This is a genomic window from Pseudophaeobacter sp. 1A09344 (genome assembly GCF_041008745.1).
Classification (GTDB): Bacteria; Pseudomonadota; Alphaproteobacteria; order Rhodobacterales; family Rhodobacteraceae; genus Phycobacter; species Phycobacter gallaeciensis_A.
Genome location: NZ_JAXGFS010000001.1, coordinates 283401 through 301286, shown reverse-complemented (window position 1 = coordinate 301286; position 17886 = coordinate 283401). Strand labels below are relative to the sequence as shown.

Genomic DNA, 17886 nt, shown 5'->3' with positions numbered 1-17886 from the left:
ATCCCGGCGCTCCGGCGGGAAAGTATCACTTCTCAGCCTTCTTTTCCCAGCGCCCGCTTTCTTCGGACCAGTATTGCGCCGAACAGCCTGCATCGGTCAGGGTTTTCCATTGCACGCGGGCATGCTGCACCGCCTCGGGGTCGGTACCATCAAACAGGATACAAACGCGCTCCAGCGCCTGCACCTCTTCTGGTGAAACCGCTGCCCCATCCACCGCCATGACGCAGCTGGGCGTGTTTGCCGCCTCGGCATCGGTGGTCAGCAGGATAGGCTGCAACGCATCATGCGGACCGCCGGCCAGCCCGTGCGGCAGGAAGGCGTCATCGCCCCCCAGCCACAGGCGTTCATCCAGCCAGGCCATGCGATCGGGGCTTTGGCCCCGCACAGCAATACGCCAGCCTGCGCCGCGCGCCTTATCCAGCAGCACGGGCAGCGTATCCTGCAGTGGCCTGCGCGTCAGATGATAGAAATAGGCGGCCCCCATGGCAGTGTCATTCGGCCTCGAACCGATCCTGCACCAGCCGGTTCAGCGCCATGACGCCCCAGCCGGTCGCCCCTTTGGGTGCATAGGCGGTTTCGGTCTTAACCGAGGCGACGCCCGCGATATCCAGATGGATCCACGGCATGCCGTCCTGAATGAACCGTTGCAGGAACTGAGCGGCGGTGATCGAACCTGCAGGACGGCCGCCGACGTTTTTCATATCGGCAATGCGCGATTTCAGCTGATCATCATAGGCTTGTCCCAGAGGCAGACGCCATGCGCCCTCATCCTCGGCTGCGGCGGATTTCAGGAAACCATTGCACAGGCTGTCATCATTGGAGAAGACGCCAGCGTTTTCGTGGCCAAGACCGATGATGATCGCACCCGTCAGGGTGGCCAGATCGATCACCCCCGCCGGTTTGAAGCGCTCCTGCGCGTACCAGAGTACATCGCACAGAACCAGACGACCTTCGGCATCGGTATTGATGACCTCAACCGTATCGCCCTTCATCGTCTTCACCACATCGCCGGGCCGGGTGGCGTTGCCCGATGGCATGTTCTCGACCAGACCAACCAGACCCACCACATTGGCCTTTGCCTTGCGCAGGGCCAGCGCCTTCATGGTACCGGTGACAACACCGGCGCCGCCCATATCCATGGTCATGTCTTCCATGCCCGCAGCCGGTTTCAGCGAGATACCACCAGTGTCAAACACAACCCCCTTGCCCACTAGCGCCAGCGGCGCGGCATCGCTCGGGCCGCCCTTCCATTGCATGACGGCGACTTTGGACGGGCTGTCCGATCCCTGCCCCACCGACAGAAGGCAATGCATGCCCAGCTCTGCAAGCGCTGCCTCGTCGAGGATCTCGACCTCAAGACCGATGTCGGAAAGCTCTTCGATCCGGCGCGCGAACTCGGTGGTGGTCAGCACGTTCGCCGGCTCGTTGATCAGATTGCGGGTCATATGCACGCCTTCAGCCACCGCCAGGAGCGGAGCGAAAGCCGTCGCCATCTCCTCCGGTGATTTATGCGCGATCACCACTTCCCCCTTCGGTGCCTCATCGGCAGCGGTCTTGTGCTGATCAAACCCATAGGCCCGCAGCGCCAGCCCCAGCGCCAGATCTGCCGCCCGAGGCATCGGCCCCGCCATCACGGTCAGCGCCTTGCCGCCTGCGCGTTTTGCCAGTTCAGCGCCGGCCTTTCGGGCCTCGGTCTGGCTGGCGCGTTTGGGCAGCACCAGTACATGCAGTGCCTCAGCGGCGAGGCCAGCAGGCCAGGCCATGGTGATCACCGAGCCGGTTTTTACCTTCTTGAACCCTTCCGATTCGATCAGCCGGGCAATGCCCCCCTTGCCCAGACGGTTGGCGGTACGCGCCGCCTGATCCATTGTCCCCTCCGGCGTCACCAGAACCGCGACATGGCCAGTCATTTCGGCCAGGGTCTTGGGATCATAGTCATCAAAACGGATCGGGGTCAGAGTGCTCATCGCATGGGCTCCTGTCGGTCTTTTACATGGTTTTGCAACAGCTACCCTGTGCTTGACGGCTTGACCAGCCCTGCGGATTGCACGCCGCGCCCGGCTTTGATCATTGCCTGCCGGCTGTGCAGATTGCAGTTTTCCCCGCCGGACAAATCCTTTAAGCTGCGGCGCAATCACAACCGCAAGATCTGGGGGGATCAGGTGTCACGCTACGACAGATATGTGCTGTCGCAATACCTGCTGTTCTTCGGCTTCTTTGCGCTCATCCTTGTAGCTGTGTTCTGGGTGAACCGGGCCGTGGTGCTGTTCGACCGGCTGATCGGAGACGGGCAGTCGGCGCTGGTCTTCCTGGAATTCACCGCCCTGACGCTACCGAATCTGATCCGCATGGTGCTGCCAGTCGCCGCCTTTGCCGCCTCGGTCTGGGTGACCAACCGGCTGCACAATGAAAGCGAGCTGACCGTGCTGCGCGCGACGGGAACCAGCCCTTGGCAAATGGCCCGCCCGGCGCTGGCTTTTGGCATCATTACCGCGCTGATGATGTCAGTGCTGACGCATTTCCTGTTGCCGTCCTCGATCAACCAGCTTGCGCTGCGCGAACGGGAGGTGTCACGCAATGTCACAGCCCGCCTGCTGACCGAAGGCAAATTCCTGCACCCAGCCAAGGGCGTCACCTTCTACATCCGGCAAATCGACCCTGACGGCACTCTCAACGACGTGTTCCTTTCGGACCGGCGCGATCCGGAGCAATCGGTCACCTACACAGGCGCCCGCGCCTTTCTGGTGCGCGATGGCGACAAGGCCCACCTCATCATGGTAGATGGCATGGCGCAGCGGCTGGATCACAAAACCCAGACGATGTCGACCACCGTCTTTTCTGACTTTTCCTATGATATCAGCTCTCTGACTCAAAAGATTGGTCAAACGACCCGCAATATCCGCGCCATTTCCAGCCTTGAGCTTCTGACCGCAAAAGAGGCGATCACCGACAGCGAAGGCTATTCGCAGGGCGCCCTCACTGAAGAACTGCATCTGCGGTTTGCCCGGGCCCTGGTCTGCGTCACGGTCGCCCTGATTGGGTTTTCCGCGCTGATGTTGGGAACATTTTCGCGCTTTGGGGTCTGGCGGCAGGCGCTGATAGCCTTTGCTCTGCTGATCGGGGTCGAGGGCCTGCGCGGTATCGTCTCGGAACCCGTTCTGAAGAACCCCGATCTTTGGCCGCTGATTTATCTCCCCGCGCTGAGCGGCCTTGCCATTGCGCTGCTGTTTCTGCATCTGGCCAGCCACCCTAGCCTGCTGCGCAGGCGGCGGCGGGCTGAACCGGGAGAGCAGCTGGCGTGAAACTCGATCTCTATTATGCGCGCAGATTTGCGCAGTGGTTCCTCGTTATCGGTGGCGTCCTAATGACGTTGGTGGTGCTGATCGATCTCAACGAGCAGATCCGCCGGTTTGACAGCCTCGACCTCGGCGCCGGTAAGTTGATCGGTCTGACACTGTTGAACGCCCCCGCCGCCTTTGACGAATTTCTGCCGCTGATCATGATCCTCAGCACCATCGTGCTGTTCGTTGGGCTCGCGCGCAGCAGTGAGCTGGTGGTGACCAGAGCCATCGGTCGCTCTGGCATTCGGGCGCTGGCCGCGCCGGTTCTGGTAGCCGCGCTGATCGGCATTCTGGCCCTCAGCACCCTGAACCCCATCGTCGCGGCGACGACCAACCGTTTCAAAACCCTTTCGGAAACCTATCGCAACGGCGGCCCCTCGGCGCTGTCGCTGTCCGGCGAGGGGCTGTGGCTACGTCAGGGTAGCCCGCAGGGGCAATCGGTGATTCACGCGTCGGGCTACGCGGGCGAGCAGCAAGACTCCAGCCTGGGAAACGGCGATGCCGACAGTATCAAACTGTTCGACATCACCATTCTCGACTACGCCCCCGGCGGCACACCAATCCGTCAGATCGTCGCCGAAAGCGCCCGGCTGCAGGGCGGCGACTGGCTGCTGACCAAGGCCAAGGTCTGGCCATTGGCCGCTGGATTGAACCCCGAAACCAGCTCGGCTGAGCACGAAGTGTTACTGGTGCCGACCACACTGACCACCGACCGGATCCGCGACACGCTTGGCACCGCTGACGGGATCTCGGTTTATGACCTACCCGCCACCATCCGCGATCTGGATGAAGCCGGGTTCTCCACCAAACGCTACGAGGTTTGGTATCAGGCCGAACTGGCCCGGCCGCTGTTCCTGGTGGCCATGGTGTTGGTCGGTGCGGCCTTTACCATGCGCCATGCCCGCTTTGGCGGCACAGGTCTGGCGGTACTCACTGCCGTCTTGCTAGGCTTTGGCCTTCACTTCATACGAAACTTTGCGCAGGTTCTTGGCGAGAACGGCCAGATTCCGGTGGCCTTGGCCGCTTGGGCTCCACCGGTCGCCGCGATTCTGCTGACTATGGGCCTGCTTTTGCATGCCGAGGACGGTTAATATGCGCCGCACCCTTTTGCTTTCCGTGCTGCTGCCGTGGCTGGGCCTGACCGTCCCCGTGCAAGCGCAGGACACCAATGCCGCAGACGCGCCGCGACAGCCTGCAATGCTGGTTGCAGACCGGGTATTCATCGCCCCGGACCGGACGCTGGTTGCCAGCGGCCATGTCGAGGCCTTTCAGGGTGACGTCCGCCTCAAGGCACAAAAGATCACCTATGACCAAAGCAGCGGCACTCTAGAAATCGAGGGGCCAATCCGGATTGATCAGGGCGGCGAGATCGTCATTCTTGCCAATGCTGCCGAAATGGACCGGGACCTGCGGAATGGTCTTCTGAGCAGTGCGCGCATGGTGTTCCAACAGCAATTGCAGCTGGCCTCGCTGCAAATGACGCGAGTCAGCGGGCGCTATACGCAGCTGTACAAGACCGCCGTCACTTCGTGTCACGTCTGCGAGGACGGAAGCCCGCCGCTCTGGCAGATCCGGGCTGAACGCGTGACCCATGACCAGCTCGAACGCCAACTTTACTTCGAGAACGCCCAGCTGCGGGTTCTGGATGTGCCCGTGTTCTATTTCCCAGGAATCCGCCTGCCCGATCCGACGCTGAAGCGAGCCACCGGTTTCCTGATCCCCTCTTTGCGCACAACCTCGAACCTCGGCTCCGGGGTCAAAGTGCCGTATTTCTTCCGGCTTGGTGATCACCGGGACCTGACGCTGTCGCCCTATGTCTCGCGCAAGACCCGCACGCTGGAGGCACGCTACAGGCAGGCTTTCCGTACCGGCACGATTACATTCGAGGGCGCCCATACCCGCGATGACCTGCAACCCGGCGACAGTCGCGGCTATTTCTTCGGGACCGGCAGTTTCGATCTGCCCCATGATGTCCGCCTCGGGTTCGATGTAAAAACCGTCTCGGACGACGCCTATCTTGCCGACTACGGCCTCGACGATCTTGACCGGCTCCGCTCGGATCTGACGCTGACCAAGGCGCAACGCGACATGATGTTCAGGGCCGGTCTTTATCACTACAAGACCCTGCGCGACAGCGAACAGCAGGAGTTCATCCCCTCGGCCGTCGCCGATCTCACCTTCCAGCGCCGCTATTTCCCGCAGACTATCGGTGGCGAAATGCGCCTGACGCTGGAGGCCCATGGCCACCGTCGACAGTCGGATCAGACCAGTACCGGCGCCTTGCCGCTGGGCCGGGACATTGCCCGTGTGACCGCCGATATCGACTGGCGCCGTCAATGGCATTTCGCGAGCGGCCTGGTGGCCGAGTGGCAGGCCGGCGCTGCGACAGATGCGTTTTCGATCTACAACGACGCCAAGTTTGACAACACCGCAACCCGGCTGACGCCGCGCAGCGCCCTGACCCTGCGCCTGCCGATGAGCAAGGTCAGCGCCACCGGCAACCGCAGCTATCTGGAGCCCATCGTCCAGCTGGGCTGGAGCGATGTCACCGGCGATGCGGTGCCCGGCGACGAAAGCGGCTTTGTCGAATTCGATCAAGGCAATCTTCTGGCCCTGTCGCGCTTCCCCGCTGTCGATGCGCGCGAAGACGGGCTGACCCTGGTCTACGGGGTCAACTGGGCGCATTACGCGGTCAATGGATGGCAAGCCTTTGCCACCGTCGGACAAATCTTCCGGCAGGATGCCGACACCCGCTTCACCAAGAGCTCGGGCCTCGGCGGCACCACCTCAGACATCCTGATGGCAGGGCAGTTGAAGCTGAGCCAGGATCTTTCGCTAACCACGCGCGGCCTACTGAACGGGTCGCTGAACTTTTCCAAGGCGGAATTCCGCGGCGATTGGCGCCACGAAAAGGGGGCGTTGTCAGGCACCTACCTCTGGCTTGGCACCGACCCGGCCGAAGGGCGCAGCGAAGAGACCTCGGAAATGTGGTTCGACGGCTCCTACGAGATTTCACCGGCCTGGCGCGCCAGCGCCAACCTGCGCTATGACATCTCTGATGCACAGGCCACGCGGGCAGGTATCGGCCTTGCCTACAGCAATGAATGCGTCACCGTCGACGTTTCGCTCAACCGGCGTTATACATCTACAACAAGTGTTGAGCCTTCGACCGATTTTGGGTTTACCATCGCGTTGAACGGGTTCTCCGTGAACAGCGGCAACAAAAAGTACAGGCGATCATGCAGCAATACCTGACCCTCCGGACTCCGGCCTCCCTGATCCATCGCGGCCTGCGGTTTGCGGCCAAGTCGGCCACGGCCCTGACGCTCTGCGCCGTTCTTCTGACGCCGGTGCCTGGCGCCGCGCAGGGGTTGTTCTCGCCTGCCATCACAGTCGATGACTCGGTCATTACATATTACGAACTCGAACAGCGCGCCCGTTTCATGGGGGTGCTGCGGGTTCCGGGCGACCTGATGAAGGCGGCCCGCAAAGAGCTGATCAATGACCGCCTGAAACTGGCGGCCATGGCTGAGGCTGGTATTGAGCCCAGCGAAGAAGAGATCACCGCAGGCATGACTGAACTGGCCGGGCGCGCCAACCTGTCGCTGAACGAATTCCTGTCGGCGCTGCAGGAAAGCGGCGTCGATCCGGAAACCGTGCGCGATTTCTCCCGCGTCGGGCTGGGCTGGCGTGATCTGGTCGGTGCCCGCTTCCTGTCACGCGCCCGCCCGACCGAGGCAGAGATCGACCGCGCCATGGGTCAGGCTGGCTCCGGCAGCGTTCAGGTTCTTCTGTCCGAGCTGATCCTGCCGATCAACGAACAAAACGCCGCACAGGTCGAGGATCTGGCGCGTCAGGTCTCGCAATTGCGCAGCTATGATTCCTTTTCCGCCGCCGCCAGCCAGTATTCCGCTGCCCAAAGCCGCGAACGGGGCGGTCAGTTGAACTGGATGCCGATCACCAAGCTACCGCCGCAGCTGCAAGAGGTCGTACTGGCCCTTAGCCCCGGCGAGGTGACCGATCCGCTGCCGCTGCAAGGCGCGGTTGCCCTGTTCCAGATGCGCGATCTGCGCGAAGTCACAGGACGTGCGCAACGCTATGCCGCGATCGATTACGCCGCCTATTACCTGCCCGGAGGGCGCAGTGCCGAGACATTGGCCAAGGCGCAAGGCATCATCTCCCAGACAGATACCTGCGACGATCTTTATGGGGTGGCAAAGGGTCAGGATCCTTCGGTTCTGGATCGTGTCAGCCTGTCCCCGGCAGAGATTGACCGCGACATCGCGATCGAGCTTGCGAAACTCGATCCCGGCGAAACCTCGACCGCAGTGACGCGCAACAACGGAAATACATTGGTTCTTCTGCGCCTGTGTGGTCGTACGGCCGAACTCGGCGAAGGTGAAAGCCGCGAAACTGTCGCCAATGCCCTGACCGCGCAGCGGGTTGATTCCCTGTCCGAAAGCTATCTGGAACAGCTGCGCGCCGACGCCCAGATCAAAGAAAAATGACCCATACGCGCCCCGTCGCGATCAGCTGCGGCGAACCGGCCGGTATCGGCCCTGAAATCGCGGCCAAGGCCTGGGCTGAGCTGCGGACCAGCTGTCCTATGCTGTGGCTCGGCGATCCGCGCCACCTTCCTGCAGGCACGCCTTATCAGGAGGTTGCGCAGCCGCAGGATGCCGCAGCGATCTGCCCGCAGGCGCTGCCGGTGCTGAAGGTGCCTTTTGCCGGGGACGCCAATACCGGAACACCGGACCCACGCAATGCATCCGGTGTGATCGCCGCAATCGAAACCGCCGTATCGCTGGTGCGCGCAGGCGAGGCCTCGGCCGTCTGCACCGCCCCCATTCACAAGAAGGCGCTGATCGACGGCGCGAGCTTTGCCTATCCCGGCCACACCGAATTCCTGGCCCATTTGGTAGGGCGCGACAGGGTGGTGATGATGCTGGCGAGCGACCAGCTGAGGGTGGTGCCGACAACCATCCATATTGCCCTCTCTGAGGTCCCCCGCGCCCTGACGCCGGATCTGCTGCGCGAAACCATCGCCATCACCGCCGAGGGCCTGCGGCGTCAGTTCGGCATTTCCAAGCCGCGCATCGCTGTTGCCGGGCTCAACCCGCATGCAGGTGAAGGCGGCGCCATGGGCCGCGAGGAGCTGGAGTGGATCGCGCCGCTGATCGCCGAGCTGCAATCGCCGGACATGACACTGACCGGGCCGCATCCGGCCGATACGATGTTTCATGCGACCGCCCGCGCCCGCTATGATGCGGCGGTCTGCATGTATCACGATCAGGCGCTGATCCCGATCAAGACGCTGGATTTCGACCGCGGCGTCAACGTCACCCTTGGCTTGCCCTTCATCCGCACCTCTCCGGATCATGGCACCGCCTTTGATATCGCGGGGACCGGTCAGGCGAACCCGTCGAGCATGATCGAAGCGCTGAAAATGGCGCAGCGCATGGCCTTGGCGACCTCTGACTGATCCTATCCCTCGCCACCCTTTACGCCTGCAGCCCCTTGCCTTGGCCCGGTATTTCACCGCATAGGAAGGGGATGAGCCAGATCGACACCCTCCCCCCCCTGCGCGAGGTCATCGCGACGCATCAGCTGTCCGCCCGTAAATCGCTGGGCCAGAACTTTCTGCTGGATCTCAACCTGACAGCAAAGATCGCCCGCCAGGCCGGCGACCTTACTGGTTGTGATGTGCTTGAGATCGGGCCCGGTCCCGGTGGCCTGACCCGTGGCCTGCTGGCCGAGGGCGCGCGCCGGGTGCTGGCGGTGGAAAAGGACAGCCGCTGCCTGCCGGTGCTGGAGGAGATCGCAGACGCCTATCCGGACCGTTTGCAGGTGATCAATGGCGACGCGCTTGAGATTGACCCGCTGCAATACCTGACGCCGCCGGTGCGGGTGGTAGCCAACCTGCCCTACAACGTCGGTACCGAATTGCTGGTGCGCTGGCTGACGCCAAAGGACTGGCCGCCGTTCTGGCAAAGCCTGACGCTGATGTTCCAGCGCGAGGTGGCCGAACGCATCGTGGCGCAGCCCGGCTCCAAGGCCTATGGGCGGCTCGCCATTCTGGCGCAATGGCGCGCCAAGGCGCAGATCGTACTGTCGCTGCCGCCAGGCGCCTTTACCCCGCCGCCGAAGGTGAGCAGCGCCGTGGTACATCTGGAGGCGCTACCCGAACCACGCTACCCGGCGGATGCGGCGACCCTGTCGCGTGTTGTGGCTGCGGCCTTCAACCAGCGTCGAAAAATGCTGCGTGCAAGCCTTAAAGGGGTGTCCCCGGATATCGAAGCGCACCTGGAGGCAGCGGGCATCCCCCCAACAGAACGCGCCGAGCAGGTCAGCCTGGAAGCCTTCTGCGCGCTGGCCCGCAGCCTGAAGCCAGTCGCGTAAGACGCCGCCCCTGCGGCAACGCCCTCATTTGACGGTCCTCCAGACCTGTAGCCCAGAGCAAAAGAAAAACCCCGGCCCGCCATCGGCGACCGGGGTTCTCTATTTCATTCGCGAGAGACCCAAACCACAGGGTGGACGCAGGAACGGGACATATCTGCCCCAATCCCATTGCAGCCCTTACTCAGCGGCTTCCGGAGTGTCTTCCGACGGTTTGGGCTTGGAGCGGCTGCGCGTGGGCTTCTTGGCCGGTTTCTTGGCCTCATCCTCTTTGCCTTCCGCTGCGGCCGGTTCTGCGACCTCGCCTTGTGCCCCTTCGGGCGCCTTCTTGGCAGCGGGCTTGCGCGGCGCGCGGGGTTTGCGCGGCGCAGATTTCTTCGGCGCAGCCTCGGAACTCGCGCTTTCCGGTGTCTCAACCAGACCGCTGTCCTGATCCTGACCGCCAGCTTCGCGCGGGTCGATCACTTCGGGCTGCGGCGCATCGGCGGGATCAGCTGCGGGTTTGGCCTGAGCCGCTTCGCGTTCCTGACGCTCCATCCGCTCGGCGCGTTCGCGATCACGTTCGGCCTGGCGTTCGCGGTTCTGCCGCTCCTGCTCTTCACGGCGCGCGTCGATTTCCCGCTGCGCTTCGTTCAGAAGGCGCAGGTAATGCTCGGCATGCTGCTGAAAGTTTTCAGCCGCAACGCGGTCATTGCTCAGCTGCGCATCGCGAGCCAGCTGGTTGTACTTGTCTATGATCTGCTGCGGAGTTCCGCGCACCTTGCCCTCGGGACCAGAGCTGTCAAAGACACGATTGACAACATTGGCGCCATTTGCAGGGCGATTTCGGTTCGACTTGGAACGCGAACGTGATTTTGACGATCTCATATGCCTAACGTCAGCCTTGATTGTAAGCGTCGTAGACCCAATCGAGCGCGCCTCAGCGCCGGGTCATCGACATTTTTGGGCTTGATGTCGCCGGGAGGAAAAACGCCCTCACCTTTGTGCGACAGTTTGAGTAACCACTTTAAGCGCCCCCATACAAGAGGCACAGCTTCTTTTTCGACCTTTTTTCTTTCTAAAGTGCGAATTTTCCCATTCGATCCGGTCTAGGCAGGCGCATTCCCACAAACAACCCGGTCCCGTCCATCAAGATCGGGAAGAACCTGAACCGCCTCCAGCCCTGCCGAGTGGAACAGATCCGCGACATCCGCGCCCTGACTTGGGCCGATTTCGACCAGCAGCCGCCCCCCCGGCACAAGATGCTGCATGACACCGGCCAGAATACTGCGATAGGCGCCCAGCCCATCTCCGCCATCGGTCAGGGCCATCTGCGGTTCATGGTCCAGAACCTCGGGGGCCAACGCCTCCATTTCAGACCGGGCGATATAGGGCGGGTTGGAAACGATCAGATCGAATGTCCCGCTCACGTTTTGCAACCAATCCGACTGACGGATATCGGCGCGCTCCGCCACCCGGTGCAGCACCGCATTGGCGCTGGCCTGCAGGCAGGCCGCCTCGCTGAGATCGACGCCAAGTCCAGAGGCATCCGGCTGTTCGGCGAGCAGCGTCACCAGAATGCAGCCCGACCCGGTGCCCAGATCCAGTATCCGTTTGAAGGGGCACGACAGCGCGGCTTCGATCAGGGTTTCGGTTTCCGGGCGCGGGTCCAGAACCTCGCCCGAGACCTTGAAACGGCGACCGTAGAACTCCCGCTCGCCGATTAGATGCGACACAGGAACGCGCACGGCGCGCAGGGCCACAAGTTGCTCATACCGGTCGGCGATCTCAGAAGACAACTCTTCCGGTGCTATCAGTGTAACACGACTCGCTTCGATTCGCGCGGCATGCGCCAAAAGAACCCGTGCATCGCGTGCAGGATCAGGCACGCCGGCCGCCCGCAGCCGCGATGCTGCGGCAGCCATGGCCTGCGCTGCGGTATTTCCCGAATGCGTCACGTCACTGCCCCAGTTCGGCCAGAAGACGCGCCTGATCATCCGCCGTCAGCGCGTCGATGATCTCATCCAGATCGCCCTGCATGATCTGATCCAGCTTATAGAGCGTCAGGTTGATCCGGTGATCCGACATCCGCCCCTGCGGGAAATTATAGGTCCGTATCCGCTCCGAGCGATCGCCCGAGCCGACCTGGCTGGCGCGGCTTTCCGAACGCTCGCTGTCGATGCGCTGACGCTCCAGATCATAAAGCCGCGTGCGCAGCACCTGCATGGCAATCTCGCGGTTGCGGTGCTGAGATTTTTCCGAGCTGGTGACAACCGTGCCGGTCGGCAAGTGGGTGATCCGCACCGCAGAATCCGTGGTGTTGACGTGCTGCCCCCCCGCGCCAGAGGACCGCATGGTGTCGATACGCAGATCGTTCGCATCAATTTTGATGTCGACGTCCTCGGCTTCGGGCAGGACCGCGACGGTTGCCGCTGAAGTGTGAATACGACCTCCGGATTCGGTGACGGGAACCCGCTGCACCCGGTGCACACCGGATTCATACTTCAGCCGGGCAAAGACATTCTCGCCCTTTATGTGGGCCACGACTTCCTTGATGCCCCCCAGTTCGGTGGCCTGTTCTTCCAGGATCTCGAACTTCCAGCCGCGCGCCTCGGCATAGCGCTGATACATGCGGAGAAGATCCCCCGCAAAAAGCGCCGCCTCGTCGCCGCCGGTGCCGGGACGGATTTCCAGGATCGCGGGCCGCGCGTCAGCCTTGTCCTTGGGCAGCAGCGACAGCTGCAGCTGATGTTCCGCTTCGGGCAGCGCCGCCTTCAGCGCCGGGATTTCCTCTTCGGCCAGTTCCTTCATATCGGGATCGGCCAGCATGGCTTCGGCCTCGGCCAGATCCGCCACCAGCTTGCGATAGGCCTGCACCTGCTCAACCACCGGCTTCAGATCGGAATATTCCTTGGCCAGGGTCGCAATATCGCCGCCGCTGGCACCATCTGCCATCGCCGCTTCAAGGTATTGAAACCGTTGCAGGATCTGCTCCAGCCGATCTTCGGGTACCATCGGGAACGCCTATTTTGTTCTTGTCATAAGGGCCATGGGCCGCCGGGGCGCTTTGGCGCGGGCCGCGCCCTGTGATATGCTAGGGGCATGCATTATACCAGTCTCCTTATCGCAACCGCGCTGATCGGCACCGCCCTGCCCCTGCAGGCGGATGTCACCGGTCCGGGCGGCAAGGTGCTCGATTGCTATTGCACCGACAAATCCGGCAGCCGGGTCGAGCTAGGCGAGTTTCGCTGCCTCTCGGTCGATGGGCGCAGCTTCATGGCGCAATGCCAGATGTCCCTGAACGTACCCATGTGGCGCGAGGTCCAGTCGGCCTGCCCTTCGGCCGCGCTGAACGGCGCGCAGTTGCCGCAAACCGAAACAGCGCACCCGCTGCCAAGGCTTTAGGCGCAAGACCAGCCAAATCGCGCGCACGCCGCACCTTGGTGCGGCGCCCGGCCCAACGGGAGCCACGCATTCTACAATGCGCCTGCGACGGGCGGGAGCGCCTCCCCCTGCTTGTTGAGCATCGCTGCCGGTTGAAAAAGCGGCGAGTTTCTTAGTCCACCGCAGCAGTGTCGCCCGCCATCTCCATCTGCGACAACCAATTGTCGATGCGGGCCTTGTTGCTGCCCAGATCGGAGCGGCCAAAGCGCAGCCGAGCGTAGACCTTCAGCAACTCCCCATCCTGCCGGGCCGTGGTGTAATCGGGAAATCCGAACAGCTTGGTCCGGGTCACATAGGTCACCATCTGGTCCTCGACCGAGCCAGCGAGCAATTGCGTGCGCGGCGCCTGCCCGGCGATACGGTCGAACCGGCGCAGCCCGTCCGGGCCTGTGTTCACCACCCGGAAGATACCCCCGCGAAATTCCTTGTCCTCGGACAGTTCCGGCTGGGTGTTCCAGTCCAAGGGATCAGAGGGCGCCAGCCGGATGAAGCCAAGAACCACAACGACAGCAGCAAGAACGATCCACCCAAGCAGCATAACACGTCCCATCTGGTCTCCCCCCGCCCCGTCTGCTGTCACCGCAGACCGCGGTGCCCTGCGCCGCGGCTGAGGTTGCCTATTTCGTCTTCACACCCGGCAGCACGCACATCAATTCGTACAGCAGGTTCGCCGCCGTCAGCGCCGTGTTGCCCGATGCATCATAGGGCGGCGACACCTCGACCAGATCGCAGCCCACGATATTGAGCCCCTTCAGGGATCGGATCAGCTCCAGCGCCTGCGGTGTCGTCAGCCCGCCGATTTCGGGCGTGCCGGTGCCCGGCGCATAGGCCGGATCAAGACTATCAATATCATAGGTCACGTAGACCGGCCTATTGCCGATATCGCGACGAATTTCCGCACCCATGTTATGCAGCTGCCGCCCCCACAGCTCCTGCGCCGGGAAATGCTGGAAGCCCCAGGACTGCGCCTCGGCAAAATCCTGTGCCGAATAGCCGGTGCCGCGAATGCCGATCTGATAGGTCTTGTCGGGAACGACCAGCCCTTCTTCATAGGCGCGGCGGAAGACGGTGCCATGGGTTTCCTTTTCGCCGAACATCTCGTCGTTGACGTCGGCGTGGGCATCCACATGAACAAGCGCCACGGGGCCATATTTCGCGGCGATGGCGCGCAGGATCGGCAGGGTGATCGAATGATCGCCGCCCATGGCCACCGGAATGGCCGAGCCCGACAGGATCGCCGCATAGCTGTCCTGGATGATGCGCAGCGAATCCTTCAGCGAAAAGGTATTGATCGCCAGATCGCCGATATCGGCAATGTTCAGGCTGTCAAAGGGCGCCGCGCCGGTGGCCATGTTATAGGGCCGCAGCATCGCGCTTTCGGAGCGGATTTGTTTCGGGCCAAACCGGGTGCCCGAGCGCCAGGAGGTGCCGATGTCCATCGGAATGCCCAGCACCGCCACGTCCAGCCCGGTCAGCGAGGTCGCTTGCGGCAGCCGCATAAAGGTATTGGGCCCGGAGAACCGCGCCAGATCGTTGCCACTGATGGGTTGATTGAACTCTGCCATTCTCTGCTCAGCCATTCTTCTTTGTCATATTCCAGCCCAGAAGGCAGATGATTTCCATCGCCACATGAGCCCCCGCAATCGCCGTCGCGCCGGTGGTATCGAACGGAGGCGAAACCTCCACCACATCGCCGCCCTTGATGTTGATCCCGGCGATATCACGCAGGATCCGCGCCACCTGCGCCGAGGTCAGCCCGCCCCAGACCGGGGTGCCGGTGCCGGGCGCATAAGCCGGGTCCAGCCCGTCGATGTCAAAGGTCAGATAGGTCGGCCGGTCGCCGAGGATGTCCTTGATGCGGCGGGCAGTCTCTGCCGGGCCGATCTCATGCACGCTGGGGGCGTCGATGATATTGACGCCCAGCGTGTCCTCGTTGGTGGTGCGGATGCCCACCTGAACCGAGGTCGCAGGGTCCACGATCCCCGATTTCACCGCCTTATAGAACATGGTGCCGTGATCCACGCGCGAGAAATCATCATCGGCCCAGGTGTCGGTATGGGCATCAAACTGCAACAGCGAGATCGGACCGTATTTCTCGGCATAGGCTTTCAGGATGGGAAAGCTGATGTAGTGATCGCCGCCCAGCGTGACCGAAGCGGTGTCGCTGTCGAGAATGCCCTTGATATGGGCCTGCAGGGTGCCGGGAAAGGCCGGGACGTTGGCATAGTCAAAGGCCAGATCGCCGTAATCCGCAATCGCCAGCTCGCTGAGGGGATCAAAGCCCCAGCCATAGGGGGCATCGGGGCTTTGCAAGAGGCTCGCCTCGCGGATCGCGCGCGGGCCCAGCCGGGTGCCGGGGCGGTTGGTCACCGCCTGATCAAAGGGTACACCAGTGATGGCGATATCCGCGGCGCTCAGATCCTTGGTGTAGCGGCGGCGCGCAAAGGACGGTGCCCCGCCAAAGGTGTTCTCAAAGCTGAGCCCCTTCAGGTCTTCGCGGGTGAAAGCCTGATCCACCTGGGTCTTTGCGTCTTCCAATGCCATCGGCCTGCCCCGTTACAAGTTGTTAACCCCGTTTCAGCCGGGAATACCCGACTGAAACTATGTTGTCACCTGCTGAGGGTGGTATGAATACCCGCCCTTGCAAGCCGGTCACGCTGCGGGTTGAGCGCGCTCCACCAGACGGGCGAAAAAGGACGCCCCGACGGGTGCGATGGCATCATTAAAGTCATACTTGGGGTGGTGCAGCCCGGCGGTATCGCCTTGGCCGATATACAGATAGGCGCCGGGGCGCGCGTTCAGCATGTAAGAGAAATCCTCGGCCCCCATGTCGCGGGTGGCATCGGGGACAACCCGGTCCTCGCCGACGATTTCGCGCGCGACGCCGACAGCAAAATCCGCCTTGTCGGCATCGTTGATGGTCGCGGGATAGCCGACCTCGTAATCCAGCGTCGCTTCGACGCCGTAAGAAACCGCCTGCCCCGCCACGATCTCCTCCATGCGGCGCATCACCATGTCCTGCACTTCGGGATCAAAGGTGCGGACGGTGCCGTTGATATAGGCCGTGTCGGGAATGACGTTGTCGACGGTGCCGGTATGGATCTGGGTGACCGAGACCACCAGATCCTGCAGCGCATAGTGATTACGGCTGACGATGGTCTGTATCGCCTGGGCAATGCCGCAGGCCGCCATCACCGGATCGCGGGTCTCGTGCGGCATGGCGCCGTGCCCGCCAACCCCCTGAATACGCACATGGAAGGTATCCACCGCCGCCATGATCGGCCCCGGCGCGGTCAGGAAACTGCCCTCGGCCAGCCCCGGCAGATTGTGCAGCGCGTAGACCTCGCCGATGTTGAATTGCTCCATCACGCCTTCTTCGACCATGATACGGGCACCGCCGATGGCCTCTTCGGCGGGTTGGAAGATCAGCGCGACGCGGCCACTGAAATTACGCGTCTCGGCGAGGTATTTCGCTGCGCCCAGCAGCATGGTGGTGTGTCCGTCATGGCCGCAGGCGTGCATGTTGCCCGCGTGGCCCGAGACGTATTCGACGCCGGTTTCCTCGGGGATGGGCAGTGCATCCATGTCGGCGCGCAGGCCAATCGTCGGCGCATCCGGCGCGTCATGCCCCTGACCGTTGATGATCGCCACCATGCCGGTCTGAGCGATGCCCTCGTGCAGCTCATCCACACCGAATTCGCGCAGGCGCTCGGCCACGAATGCGGCGGTCTTGGGCAGATCCAGCGCCAGCTCCGGGATCTGGTGCAGATGGCGCCGCCATGCGGTCATATCAGTGGCAAAATCGGCGATGCGGTTGACGACCGGCATGGGGTGGACTCCTTGGTCAGACTCGGGATGATGCATCTGACACCGATCAATAGGCAGCTGCAATGGCCGATACAGAGCTCATCCACGACGAAACCGCCGGAATCGAACGACTTTTGGAAATCATGCGCGCCCTGCGGAATCCCGAAACGGGCTGCCCCTGGGATGTGGCGCAGGATTTCGCCACCATCGCGCCCTATACCATCGAAGAGGCCTATGAGGTCGCCGATGCGATCGAGCGCGAAGCCTGGGATGAGCTGAAGGGAGAGCTGGGCGATCTGCTGTTCCAATCCGTCTTTCACGCGCAGATGGCCGAGGAAGCCGGGCATTTCACCTTTCAAGACGTGGTCACCACCATGTCCAACAAGATGGTCAGCCGTCATCCGCATGTCTTTGGTGACGAATCGCGTGATAAATCCCCCGAGCAGCAGACCCGCGACTGGGAGGCGATCAAGGCCGCAGAACGCGCGGGCAAAGCGCAACAGGGCACGCTGGATGGCGTCGCTGTCGGTCTACCCGCACTGCTGCGGGCGCATAAGCTGCAAAAACGCGCCGCCCGGGTGGGTTTCGACTGGCCCGATGCCAGCCACGTGATCGACAAGATCCAGGAAGAGGCCGCCGAACTGGTGGAGGCGCGAGACGAGCTGACACAGGACGCGGTGGAAGAGGAATTCGGCGATCTGATGTTCGTGATGGCCAATCTCGGCCGCCATCTGGGGGTGGAGCCCGAGGCCGCCCTGCGCCGCGCCAACGCAAAATTCATCCGCCGGTTCGAAGGCGTCGAAGCGCGTCTGGCCGATCTGGGCAAACGCCCCGAGGACAGCACGCTTGAAGAGATGGACGCCCTGTGGGATGCCGAAAAGGAAGCCCAGCGCGCCAAAGCCACCTGACCGTGACCAAA

General features: G+C 62.6%; 17 protein-coding genes. 8 read left to right on the top strand and 9 right to left on the bottom strand.

Annotated features, from left to right (window positions below; genetic code table 11):
- Positions 1 to 25: 25 nt before the first annotated feature.
- Both SM765_RS01415 and SM765_RS01410 read right to left on the bottom strand, forming a co-directional pair.
- Positions 26 to 484, bottom strand: coding sequence for a DNA polymerase III subunit chi (locus SM765_RS01415; protein ID WP_274836822.1), 459 nt, complete (start codon positions 482 to 484; stop codon positions 26 to 28).
- Between the two features lie 7 nt (positions 485 to 491).
- The gene (locus tag SM765_RS01410) at positions 492 to 1967 is read right to left on the bottom strand and encodes a leucyl aminopeptidase (protein ID WP_274836821.1); all 1476 of its coding nucleotides are present in this window, start codon (positions 1965 to 1967) and stop codon (positions 492 to 494) included.
- A gap of 195 nt (positions 1968 to 2162) precedes the next feature.
- On the opposite strand from SM765_RS01410, the gene lptF reads away from it, so the two are divergent.
- From lptF to rsmA, 6 genes are all read left to right on the top strand, one after another.
- Positions 2163 to 3302: an LPS export ABC transporter permease LptF gene (lptF, locus tag SM765_RS01405; RefSeq protein WP_274834457.1), complete on the top strand. Its 1140-nt coding sequence runs from the start codon at positions 2163 to 2165 to the stop codon at positions 3300 to 3302.
- Positions 3299 to 4432, top strand: a complete 1134-nt coding sequence (gene lptG, locus SM765_RS01400; protein WP_274836820.1) for an LPS export ABC transporter permease LptG — start codon at positions 3299 to 3301, stop codon at positions 4430 to 4432. The genes lptF and lptG overlap by 4 nt, the downstream gene beginning before the upstream one ends.
- Position 4433: 1 nt before the next feature.
- Positions 4434 to 6596, top strand: a complete 2163-nt coding sequence (locus SM765_RS01395) for an LPS-assembly protein LptD (protein WP_274836819.1) — start codon at positions 4434 to 4436, stop codon at positions 6594 to 6596.
- Complete coding sequence (locus SM765_RS01390) at positions 6581 to 7849, top strand: peptidylprolyl isomerase (RefSeq protein ID WP_274836818.1); 1269 nt, start codon at positions 6581 to 6583, stop codon at positions 7847 to 7849. Before SM765_RS01395 ends, SM765_RS01390 begins: the two co-directional genes overlap by 16 nt.
- Positions 7846 to 8823: a 4-hydroxythreonine-4-phosphate dehydrogenase PdxA gene (gene pdxA / locus SM765_RS01385; protein WP_274833730.1), complete on the top strand. Its 978-nt coding sequence runs from the start codon at positions 7846 to 7848 to the stop codon at positions 8821 to 8823. The genes SM765_RS01390 and pdxA overlap by 4 nt, the downstream gene beginning before the upstream one ends.
- A 71-nt stretch (positions 8824 to 8894) precedes the next feature.
- Positions 8895 to 9740 (top strand): 16S rRNA (adenine(1518)-N(6)/adenine(1519)-N(6))-dimethyltransferase RsmA, encoded by an 846-nt coding sequence (gene rsmA / locus SM765_RS01380; RefSeq protein ID WP_274833728.1) that lies wholly within the window; start codon positions 8895 to 8897, stop codon positions 9738 to 9740.
- A gap of 177 nt (positions 9741 to 9917) precedes the next feature.
- Here rsmA and SM765_RS01375 read toward each other — a convergent pair whose 3' ends face one another.
- The 3 genes from SM765_RS01375 to prfA all read right to left on the bottom strand — a co-directional run bounded on the left by SM765_RS01375 (position 9918) and on the right by prfA (position 12731).
- Positions 9918 to 10604: a DUF4167 domain-containing protein gene (locus tag SM765_RS01375; RefSeq protein ID WP_274828494.1), complete on the bottom strand. Its 687-nt coding sequence runs from the start codon at positions 10602 to 10604 to the stop codon at positions 9918 to 9920.
- Between the two features lie 221 nt (positions 10605 to 10825).
- Positions 10826 to 11713 carry a peptide chain release factor N(5)-glutamine methyltransferase gene (gene prmC, locus SM765_RS01370; protein ID WP_274838985.1) on the bottom strand — a complete coding sequence of 296 codons (888 nt, stop codon included), beginning with the start codon at positions 11711 to 11713 and terminating at the stop codon, positions 10826 to 10828.
- On the bottom strand, positions 11676 to 12731 hold the full coding sequence (prfA, locus tag SM765_RS01365; protein ID WP_065273272.1) for a peptide chain release factor 1: 1056 nt from the start codon (positions 12729 to 12731) through the stop codon (positions 11676 to 11678). The genes prmC and prfA overlap by 38 nt, the downstream gene beginning before the upstream one ends.
- Before the next feature lie 87 nt (positions 12732 to 12818).
- On the opposite strand from prfA, the gene SM765_RS01360 reads away from it, so the two are divergent.
- On the top strand, positions 12819 to 13121 hold the full coding sequence (locus SM765_RS01360) for a hypothetical protein (RefSeq protein ID WP_274836817.1): 303 nt from the start codon (positions 12819 to 12821) through the stop codon (positions 13119 to 13121).
- A 151-nt stretch (positions 13122 to 13272) separates the two neighbouring features.
- On the opposite strand, the gene SM765_RS01355 is transcribed toward SM765_RS01360, so the two are convergent.
- The 4 genes from SM765_RS01355 to SM765_RS01340 form a co-directional block, all read right to left on the bottom strand.
- A complete protein-coding gene (locus tag SM765_RS01355) occupies positions 13273 to 13710 on the bottom strand; it encodes a DUF1499 domain-containing protein (protein WP_065273270.1) in 438 nt (145 codons plus the stop codon).
- Positions 13711 to 13777: 67 nt separating this feature from the next.
- A complete protein-coding gene (gene speB / locus SM765_RS01350) occupies positions 13778 to 14725 on the bottom strand; it encodes an agmatinase (protein ID WP_274828932.1) in 948 nt (315 codons plus the stop codon).
- A 7-nt stretch (positions 14726 to 14732) separates the two neighbouring features.
- On the bottom strand, positions 14733 to 15704 hold the full coding sequence (speB, locus tag SM765_RS01345; protein WP_274836816.1) for an agmatinase: 972 nt from the start codon (positions 15702 to 15704) through the stop codon (positions 14733 to 14735).
- Between the two features lie 108 nt (positions 15705 to 15812).
- Entirely contained in the window at positions 15813 to 16988 is a 1176-nt protein-coding gene (locus tag SM765_RS01340) for a M20 aminoacylase family protein (RefSeq protein WP_274836815.1), read from the bottom strand.
- 62 nt (positions 16989 to 17050) lie between these two features.
- Between SM765_RS01340 and mazG the strand changes: the two genes are divergently transcribed.
- Complete coding sequence (mazG, locus tag SM765_RS01335) at positions 17051 to 17875, top strand: nucleoside triphosphate pyrophosphohydrolase (RefSeq protein ID WP_274836814.1); 825 nt, start codon at positions 17051 to 17053, stop codon at positions 17873 to 17875.
- Positions 17876 to 17886 lie beyond the last annotated feature (11 nt).